This window comes from Mycobacterium sp. E1386 (assembly GCF_001672745.1).
Classification (GTDB): domain Bacteria; phylum Actinomycetota; class Actinomycetes; order Mycobacteriales; family Mycobacteriaceae; genus Mycobacterium.
The window spans coordinates 1-628 of the sequence record NZ_LZKH01000220.1 but is presented as its reverse complement, the minus strand read 5'-3'; the positions used below and the strand labels follow the sequence as shown (position 1 = coordinate 628).

2 protein-coding genes are annotated in these 628 nt (G+C 68.9%); one reads left to right on the top strand and one right to left on the bottom strand.

Annotated elements, in window-relative coordinates; genetic code table 11:
• Window positions 1–246 (bottom strand): TetR/AcrR family transcriptional regulator (locus A5709_RS22970; protein WP_156768135.1); only part of this gene is annotated, 246 nt, incomplete at its 3' end.
• 142 nt (window positions 247–388) lie between these two features.
• On the opposite strand from A5709_RS22970, the gene A5709_RS22965 reads away from it, so the two are divergent.
• Window positions 389–628: TetR/AcrR family transcriptional regulator (locus A5709_RS22965; protein ID WP_156768134.1), on the top strand; the 240-nt coding region annotated here is incomplete at its 3' end.

Below are 628 nucleotides of genomic sequence, written 5' to 3'. Positions count from 1 at the left end.
CCGCAGCCGGGGTGCGGAGATGCCCTCCATTTCGGTGACGGCCGCTTGCAGCAACTCGGACTTGTTCGGAAAGTAGTGGTAAAGGCTGCCGCTGGTCATGTCGGCCGCCCGGGCGATCTCGCGAATCGTGGTGCGGGAGTAGCCCATCTCGGCCACACACCGCATCGCCGCGGCGATGATGCGCGAACGCGTCTGCTCCCCGTCGGCGCCCACCGGGCGGCCCAATTGCGACGGTGCGACGCTCATGCCGCGCGGAACCCGCCGCGGGCCGGTCCATCACACACTGCGCACCTCCGCGCGGAAGCCGGAACTAATCGATCACTCGATTATATTCGACGGTGTCGGGCACGAGAGCCGGCGGACAGGACGCGCGAGTGGGGAGAGCACGGTGACGCGGGCGCAGCGTGGGCGCCCGGTCGGCGCCAGCGGCGAGGAGACCCGCCGGCGGATCATCGTCGCCGCCATGCGCTGTGTGGCCACGGTGGGATACTCGCGAGCCACCATCCGTGAGATCGCTCGCACCGCGAACGTCACGAGCGCCAGCCTGTACAACTACTTTCCGAACAAGGCCGAGTTGATCAAGGCCGCGATCGCGGCACGCACCGACGTCGCGTTGCCCCGGCTGCGG